Source organism: Acinetobacter sp. GN11 (assembly GCF_054823985.1).
The window spans coordinates 1-8,759 of sequence record NZ_JRVL01000234.1 but is presented as its reverse complement, the minus strand read 5'-3'; the positions used below and the strand labels follow the sequence as shown (position 1 = coordinate 8,759).

The 8,759-nt window shown below is 40.7% G+C and carries 8 protein-coding genes and 1 pseudogene; 3 read left to right on the top strand and 6 right to left on the bottom strand.

Translation table 11 applies throughout. The features are described 5' to 3' along the window. Window positions 1-21 precede the first annotated feature (21 nt). On the top strand, window positions 22-954 hold the full coding sequence (locus NL42_RS17165) for a family 2A encapsulin nanocompartment shell protein (RefSeq protein WP_001107602.1): 933 nt from the start codon (window positions 22-24) through the stop codon (window positions 952-954). Beyond that, entirely contained in the window at window positions 929-2,890 is a 1,962-nt protein-coding gene (locus NL42_RS17160) for a family 2A encapsulin nanocompartment cargo protein cysteine desulfurase (protein WP_461313675.1), read from the top strand. Before NL42_RS17165 ends, NL42_RS17160 begins: the two co-directional genes overlap by 26 nt. A gap of 638 nt (window positions 2,891-3,528) precedes the next feature. Here the strand turns inward: NL42_RS17160 and NL42_RS17155 are convergent. Both NL42_RS17155 and NL42_RS17150 read right to left on the bottom strand, forming a co-directional pair. After that, window positions 3,529-4,167 (bottom strand): LysE family translocator, encoded by a 639-nt coding sequence (locus tag NL42_RS17155; RefSeq protein ID WP_461313674.1) that lies wholly within the window; start codon window positions 4,165-4,167, stop codon window positions 3,529-3,531. After that, window positions 4,168-4,809 carry an alanyl-tRNA editing protein gene (locus tag NL42_RS17150; RefSeq protein WP_461313673.1) on the bottom strand — a complete coding sequence of 214 codons (642 nt, stop codon included), beginning with the start codon at window positions 4,807-4,809 and terminating at the stop codon, window positions 4,168-4,170. Window positions 4,810-4,899: 90 nt separating this feature from the next. Here NL42_RS17150 and NL42_RS17145 point away from each other — a divergent pair, with 90 nt between their 5' ends. Beyond that, complete coding sequence (locus NL42_RS17145) at window positions 4,900-5,835, top strand: LysR family transcriptional regulator (RefSeq protein ID WP_461313672.1); 936 nt, start codon at window positions 4,900-4,902, stop codon at window positions 5,833-5,835. Window positions 5,836-6,068: 233 nt separating this feature from the next. On the opposite strand, the gene NL42_RS17140 is transcribed toward NL42_RS17145, so the two are convergent. The 4 genes and pseudogenes from NL42_RS17140 to NL42_RS17125 all read right to left on the bottom strand — a co-directional run. After that, window positions 6,069-6,935 (bottom strand): cysteine ABC transporter substrate-binding protein, encoded by an 867-nt coding sequence (locus NL42_RS17140; protein WP_461313671.1) that lies wholly within the window; start codon window positions 6,933-6,935, stop codon window positions 6,069-6,071. Window positions 6,936-7,017: 82 nt separating this feature from the next. Continuing rightward, window positions 7,018-7,878 (bottom strand): transporter substrate-binding domain-containing protein, encoded by an 861-nt coding sequence (locus tag NL42_RS17135; RefSeq protein WP_461313670.1) that lies wholly within the window; start codon window positions 7,876-7,878, stop codon window positions 7,018-7,020. A gap of 31 nt (window positions 7,879-7,909) precedes the next feature. Beyond that, a complete protein-coding gene (locus tag NL42_RS17130; protein ID WP_461313669.1) occupies window positions 7,910-8,641 on the bottom strand; it encodes an amino acid ABC transporter ATP-binding protein in 732 nt (243 codons plus the stop codon). A 2-nt stretch (window positions 8,642-8,643) separates the two neighbouring features. Next, window positions 8,644-8,759 (bottom strand): annotated as a pseudogene (locus tag NL42_RS17125) (amino acid ABC transporter permease); the annotation flags it as partial.

Below are 8,759 nucleotides of genomic sequence, written 5' to 3'. Positions count from 1 at the left end.
TGTAATAAGGAAAAATGATTCATGGCGAAAAATACAGACAAAGCACAACTTGCGCTGGGGGACCACGCAGCCCGTCAACTGGCCAATGCAACCAAAACTGCTCCCCAACTTTCTACGATTACTCCCAGATGGCTGACTCACTTACTTCAATGGCTTCCTGTTGAAGCAGGTATCTACCGCTTAAACCGTGTAAATAATACTGATGATATTCAAGTAGCTTGCACACAACGTGATGAAGCAACGTTACCTCAAACTTTTGTCGATTATGACCCAGAACCACGCGAATACTTTTTAAATGGTGTATCTACTGTTTTAGATGTACATACACGTGTTGCTGACCTTTACAGCAGCCCACACGACCAAATTAAAGAACAGCTCCGTTTAACCATTGAAACCATTAAAGAACGTCAAGAAAGTGAGCTTATCAATAACCCTGAATACGGTTTACTGGCAAGTGTGACAGATGACCAACGTATATCGACTTTAAATGGCCCACCTACTCCTGATGATCTTGATGATTTGTTACGTAAAGTCTGGAAAGAACCGGGATTTTTCCTAGCACATCCTGATGCAATTGCAGCATTTGGCCGTGAATGTACACGTCGTGGTGTACCACCGCCAACGGTTAGCTTATTTGGTTCTCAATTCATTACATGGCGTGGAATTCCACTCATTCCATCAAATAAAATTCCTGTAGAAGATGGCAAAACTAAAATCTTACTGCTTCGTGTTGGTGAAAAGCGTCAAGGGATTGTTGGTTTATTCCAACCAGGTCTTGCTGGTGAACAGTCACCGGGGCTTTCAGTACGCTTTATGGGAATCAACCGTAACGCGATTGCGTCGTATCTAATCTCGTTATATTGCTCACTTGCAGTACTCACTGATGATGCGTTGGCAGTATTAGATGATGTGGAGGTGGACAAATATCATGACTACCCAGTTAACTACAAGTAATCTGCAAGGTAGTCCAACGGGGCCTGAAGTGACTGGTGTTAACCCACCAGCCAACTTCCCTGATGAGTCCACCATTGCTCGACTTGCTAATGAGTTTTTTTCAGCATTACCAAGCTCAAGCAGTTCAGCTTCTCCATCGGGCCTTAACTTGGACTTACCTGTCGGAGCACCACCGCACCCACCACAACCGGGTGAACCATTTTCTGCACTCAGTGGTCGTGCGCCCAATATCGCCTTTCAGAAAAGTCTCAATCCTGAATATCCTGAGCATATTCCAAATTTGCCAGACTACCCTGAACGTCGAATTGTAGCGTCTGCGCCTGTGGTTGGTGGAGCTAACTTGCCACGCCCACCATTTGAACCACACTTGCCACAAGCTGCTCATAGTGAACCAAATGTGCCACGCATTGAACCAAGCTTACCAACCAGTGCTGGTGAATCACCTTATTATTTTTTAAATGATTTTTCTGCTCCCAATGCAGCAGAACCGTCTGTTAAAGGTGTGGAAGACAATTATTCGGTTGCGCAGTCTTTTCAGTTGCCACATGGTGACCAGCTGAAATCATTGCTGGCGGAAGATCGTTTTGCAACGAACACGCCAACCCAAAGTTCGGCAAGCTCTGCATTTTATTTTTTAGACTTGCCTCAAAGTGGACAAAGTTATAGTCACTATCAACCATCACAACCCACTTTTGTAGCAAGCAGTGCTCAACCACTCGATGTGCATGCTATACGTCGCGATTTCCCAATTTTACAGGAACGCGTCAACGGTCGACCTCTAGTTTGGTTGGATAATGCTGCGACCACACAAAAACCGCAGCGCGTGATTGATCGGATTGCTTATTTTTATCAGCATGAAAACTCAAATATTCACCGTGCTGCACATGAGTTAGCGGCTCGTGCAACCGATGCCTATGAACATGCAAGAAATGTAGTTGCCCGATTCATTGGTGCACCCTCTTCTAAAGAAATTATCTTTGTTCGAGGAACAACCGAAGGCATTAACCTGATTGCAAAAACATGGGGTGAGCAAAATATTGGTGAAGGTGATGAAATTATCGTTTCCCACTTAGAACACCATGCCAATATTGTGCCTTGGTATCAACTCACTAAAAAAACTGGAGCGAAATTACGAGTCATTCCTGTGGATGACACAGGCCAGATTATTTTAGAAGAGTTGCCAAAACTGCTTAATGAACGCACTAAACTGCTGTCGATTACTCAAGTTTCGAATGCTTTAGGAACAGTCACACCTGTTGCTGAAGTCATTAAAATTGCTCATGCTAAAGGTGTACGTGTTTTAGTTGATGGTGCTCAATCTGTTTCACACATCCCTACCGATGTACAAGCTCTTGATGCTGACTTTTTTGTGTTTTCTGGACATAAAGTGTTTGGGCCGACGGGTATTGGCGCAGTCTATGCAAAACCAGAACTGCTAGAAAGCATGCCTGTTTGGGAAGGCGGCGGTAATATGATTCAGGATGTGACCTTCGAACAAGTAGTTTACCAACCTGCACCAAACAAGTTTGAAGCTGGAACTGGAAACATTGCCGATGCTGTTGGTTTAGGCGCTGCGCTTGAATATGTCGAAAGTCTAGGCATTCATAACATTGCTCGCTATGAACATGATCTACTCGAATATGGTCAAAATGCGCTAAGTAGTGTGTCAGGTTTGCGTTTGATCGGAACGGCGCATCATAAAGCTAGTGTCATGTCTTTTACCTTACAAGGCTATTCAACTGAACAAGTCGGTAAAGCTTTAAATCAACATGGTATTGCCGTACGTTCTGGCCACCACTGTGCACAACCAATCTTACGTCGTTTTGGTGTGGAACAGACCGTTCGTCCGTCTTTGGCTTTTTATAATACAACTGAAGAAATTGATTTATTGGTGTCGGTATTACATCAACTTACGCGTAATAGGCGTACGAATTAAATTGATTTTTGCAAAAAAGACTGCTTTTGGGCGGTCTTTTTTTATAATTAATTTGCCATCATTAAAATTCAATTTTTCAATGAGGAAACTATTAAAACTCAAATAGTCCTAGCACTACATTTACTCGAGCAAAAGTCGTCTGCAACCTGCGTAGCATCAAAAAGATTCTGTTTCTGTGAAATACTAGTTAAATGAAATAAGTCGACAGGTTTTGCAGATGACAATGCTTTTGCTTACTTTGAGCGAAACCAAAGTAAGTCCAGCCGAAGGCGACTGAAGAAATTAAAACTTTAAGCGATAATACTCTGTCGTGCTATGCAATAGTTCGCAGATGACTTTAGGTTGAGCTAAAAATTATTAGTGGTTATCACGGCGGAGTCTTACCGTTTTGCCTCCAAAGAAAGTAGCTAATTCTGTTACTTTTTTTTAAAAGTAACCAAAAACTTTCTCATCCACAGAACCTGTTCTCTGTTTTCATTTTTCAAAAAATATTGCAAATACATTATGTTTATAAATTATGGGCAGGCTGTGGATGAAATTTAGCACGAGCAAATACAGGTATGGACCCCGTCATGCTAGTCTAAAAACTTACAGATAATTTTTAGGACCAGCAAATACTCAAAACATATCCAGCTTATTTAAACAAACAATCCCCAAATCAATCTCAATGCAATCCCAATTAATAAAACTCCCATCACCCGCTCAAAATAAACCCCAAATTCAAGAAACCGTTTACGTACAATAGGCTGAGCAAACAGTACACTCACCACCATAAACCAGATGGCATTGACCATACACATCCAGACCCCATAAAAAACCTGAACTTTCATGGGTGTGGTCGTACTCACAATTGTCGTAAAAATTGCCAGAAAAAAGATGGTGGCTTTCGGGTTTAATGCATTGGTAAGAAAACCCATCGTAAAAGATTTAAATAAACTCGGAGTGTCACTGTCTGCTTGACCATTAATCTCAATATTGGTATTCGGCTGACTACGTAAACACTGCCACCCCAAATAAAGTAAATAGGCTGCCCCCACTGTTCTGATGAGCGACATGAGCCATTCGCTTTGTTGAATCAAAAAGCCAATACCAACAAGTGTATAAAACACATGGACCGAAATTCCAACACCAATACCAATCGCAGTCAGACATCCAATTAAGTAGCCATAACGTACGCTTTGTCTGACCGTAATCACAAAATCTGGTCCTGGTAAAATCACCGCCATAAAGTGAATAAGCGCTAGGGTTAAAAACTCATGTCCATACAACTGCCACATTTATGCAACCTCCTCGGCAACGCTATAGCTGACACTGAGCTTTCCCTTCTTAAACTGATAAGACTGAATTTCTATAGAACCAATATCTCCTAATGCCGTGACATGCGTTCCGCCACAAGGAAATGCAGGAAACTCACCAAAACTAATTTCACGAAAGCCATCAGTATGTTGATGAAGATGAGTTGGTAAATTAGCTTGAATATAGTGAGTACATTGCTGCTGAAGAGTTTCACCATCTAACTGTTGGGCTGTATCTAAAGGAATAAACTGAACTCGTGCATCATGTGGCCAGTGCTGAGCTTTTATAGCTTGCCAGCCAAATAGATGCATTACATGTGCAATGAGATGTCCAGCCGAATGTAATCGGCTATGATAATTGCGCGTATTTAAATCCACCTTTGCTAATGCCGCTCCCAACGCAACAGGTTGAGAGCTGTAATGAATAATTTCCCCTTGTTCAATTGCCACATGCACTACTTCAACTTCTGCAATTTTTCCCTTATCGCTAGGTTGACCACCACCTTGAGGGTGAAATGGTGTTGCCGATAAACGTATGGCAAAACGTCCATCTTCACATGAAGCACACTCTAAAACTTCCACTTCTGCGGCAAGAACACCTGTTAAATATAATGCTTGTGTCATACTTTTTCATACATCCCCTAAGATGAAAAAGATTGTATTGCGATTTCTTAAGCGCGATAATCCAATCTAAATCCAAATAACTTTTGCCTCATGAGCACAAATCAAAGTCTGGTTCTGTTAAATGAAATGGCGACCTTCGTTAAGGTGGTCGAGTCAGAAAGTTTTTCTGAAACTGCTCGACAACTTGGTACCACACCTTCCGCTGTAAGTCGTGCGATTGCTCGTTTAGAACGTGCTTTAGGCACACGTTTACTTTATCGCACAACACGAAAGCTTCGTTTGAGTGAAAGTGGGCAACAGGTTTATCAACGCTGTTTAGATATGGTGAATGCTGCACAAGCCGTTATGGAAAGTTCAGGCCAATTTCATATCGAACCTGAAGGTATTATTCGCATGAGTGTTCCCAAAGCTGTGGGGCATTTTATGATTCATCCGCATTTACCCGAATTTCTAGAACGTTACCCAAAAATTGATATTCAAATGCTTTTGGAAGATCGCTATGTAGATCTCATTGATGATGGCGTCGATTTAGCGCTTCGAATTACAGAGCAACCATCAGGTGGTCTTATGGGTAGAAAGCTGATTGATATCGATCATTTGGTTTGTGCCACACCTGAATATTTGGCAAAGCATGGTACACCTAGCCACCCTCATGATTTAAAGCAGCATGAATGTATTTACTTGGGCGAACAAGCCAGTGACTCAAAATGGAAATTTCAACAAGGGAATAAATCGATTAGTGTTGCCGTGCGTGGGCGTTATGCTGCAAATCATACGGGTGTGCGTTTGAGTGCCGCATTACAACATTTGGGTATTGCGAGCTTGCCATACTTCGTTGCACGCCATGCTCTACAACAAGGTACTTTAGTTCAGGTTTTACCAGATTGGTATTTTAAAACCTATTATAGTGGTGGGCTGTGGCTACTCTATCCGCCAACACGCCACGTACCGCCTAAATTAAGTGTGTTTATTCAATATTTGGCAAATAAATTGGCAGCAGAGCCGACTTTATTTAAGTTAGAATGATATTGAATCAAGGAATTAACACGATGGAATCCTACCTTTATATCTCTAAAGCAATCAGCTAATTCTGTTACTTTTTTTGAAAAAAGTAACCAAAAAACTTCTTCATCTACAGAACCTGACCACTGTTTCCATCTATAAAAAATATTGCAAAAACATTATCTTTATAAATTATGGGCAGGCTGTAGATGAATACTAGCTCAAGCAAATACTATCTAGAGTCCTCTTTATTACAATTATTCAACCAATAAATCTTTTGGATTAATCGTATCGCCATAGACTGGTTTTAAAGTTTTTTCATAAGCCTGATGAATCACGCCTTCTTTTGCCAATTTCTCTAAATCTTGGTTCAACCAGTCCAATAGCTCTTTATCACCCTTTTTCACAGCTGGGGCGATTAAGTCCTGCTCACCCAAATTGGTAATGCCAACGGTGTAATTTGGATTTTCTTTAGCCCAAGCTAAAACCAGCAAGTTGTCATGGGCAAGCGCAGCACCACGGCCATCTTTTAGAGCATCAAAGGTTTCAGTGTTTTGCTCATATTTTTGCAGTTTAATTTCAGGATGAGTCTTGGTGAAGAATGAATCAGCCGTAGTGCCTTTATTCACCAATAAAGTTTTATCTTTGAGTTGAGCAACATCGGTAATTGGATGATTCTTAGGAGACACCACACCCAAAGCAACTTTTAAATAAGGTTTAGCAAAATCGACAACTTCTTTACGTTCTGGCGTAACTGTAAAGTTAGCAAAAATAATATCCACTTTATTGGCTTTTAAATATTCAACACGGTTAGCCGCTTCAGTTAAAACAAACTCAACTTTGTTTTCATCACCCAACAAATCTTTAGCAACATGCTTGGCAATCTCTACATCGAAGCCCTGATTTTTACCTTGAGCATCTAAATATCCAAACGGCGGTTTATCGCTAAATACACCAATTCGTACCACACCATTCTTTTTAATCTGCTCAATACTCGACACTGTTTGAGTGGTATCGGCCGTCTTCTCAGTAGATTGAGTTCCTTTATCACATGCAACCAAACCTAAACTCAGTAAAGATGCAGCTAAAATATGCTTCACGTTTTGAAATGTTAATGTTGTCATTATTTCACCCTCTCGTTCTTATAAAAGTCTTATTTAAAATCGCAGTGCCTACTGCTAGACACTGCTCTAGCGATATCGAAAATTATTGGCCTACATCTAAGAACACATTCGGATTGACCGAGTCACCGTAAATTGGTTTCAAGGTTTCATCATAAATTTTATTAATTTCACCACTTGTTCTGAGCTGCTTGATTTCAGTATTGAGCCAATTCAATAATTGGGTATTGCCCTTTTTAACTGCTGGTGCAATAAACTCTTGATCACCAATAGACTGAATACCCGCCACATAACTTGGGTTCTTCGCGGCCCATGCCAAAGCATAAGTACTATCTTGTGAAATCGCGTCACCACGACCGTCGGTTAAAGCTTTGAAGGCATCCGAGTTTCTTTCAAACTTAAGTAAATTCACTTTCGGATAATGCTTGGTAAAGTAGGTATCTGAACTTGTGCCTTTATTTACAATTAAGGTCTTACCTTCTAATTGGGCAATGTCTGTAATTGGCTTGGCTTTAGGCGAGACAATACCAAAAGCACCTTTTAAATAAGGTTCAGCAAAATCTACAACTTGCTTACGCTCAGGCGTTACTGTAAATGTCGCAAACACGACATCGGCACGATTTGATTTTAAAAACTCCACCCGATTTGAAGCTTCAGTCACAATAAACTCAACTTTCTTTTCATCACCCAATAGATCTTTAGTGACTCGTTTTGCTAAAGCAACATCAAAGCCCTGATTATTGCCAGCACTATCTACATAACCAAACGGCGGATCGTCAGCAAAAACGGCAACTCGTAACACCCCATTCTTTTTGACTTGCTCTAAAGACTGGTCTTCTTGAGTATTACTTGCTTGCTCAGTTGATGGCGTTTTACTACATGCAGTTAACAACACCCCAGCAACAGCAATACTACTTAATATTTTTATTGAATTACGTTTAAACATTCACTTCCTCATGATTCAAATAATAAAAGACTTAATACGACAAAATATTTAAAAAGGCTTTAGCTCTTTCTGTTTTTGGCTGTTCAAAAAATTCTTCTGGTGATGCCTGTTCAATAATCTTGCCCTTATCCATAAAAATAATTCGATCGGCAACCTTACGGGCAAAAGACATCTCATGTGTCACAATCAACATGGTCATGCCTTCATTAGCCAATTTGAGTACTACATCAAGCACTTCCCTGACCATTTCCGGATCAAGCGCAGCGGTAATTTCATCAAGCAAAATGACTTTAGGTTGCATGACCAGTGAACGAACAATGGCAATACGCTGTTTTTGTCCGCCAGAAAGTTGTCGTGGATAATCAAGTTTTCGTTCATATAACCCGACTCGCTTTAACAACTCATTTGCTACTTGTTCAGCTTCATCACGGTGACGTTTTTGTACTTTGAGTGGTCCGAGCAAAATGTTGTCAATGACGTTCATATGCCCAAATAGCTCATAGTTCTGAAAAACCATGCCAATTTTTTGACGAGCATTAGTCCAGTCCACATCTTTACCAAGCACACCTGAACCGGTTAAACGGATTTCACCGCCCTGAATCGGTTCTAAGCCGTTAATACAACGCAATAAGGTACTTTTCCCACAGCCCGATGGACCTAAAATAACAACCACCTCTCCTTGTTCTACATCTAGATCAATGCCCTGTAAAATATGACTTTGTGCAAATGATTTCTGTAATTGTTGTATCGATAACAAAGGCATAATTACTCCCAGACCTTTTCTAAATGTGCCGCCAAACGAGACAAGGGATAGCAAATCAGAAAATACAAAATAAAAATAAAGCCATAAATCCAAAGAGAAGCACTCGGCACGGTCAACA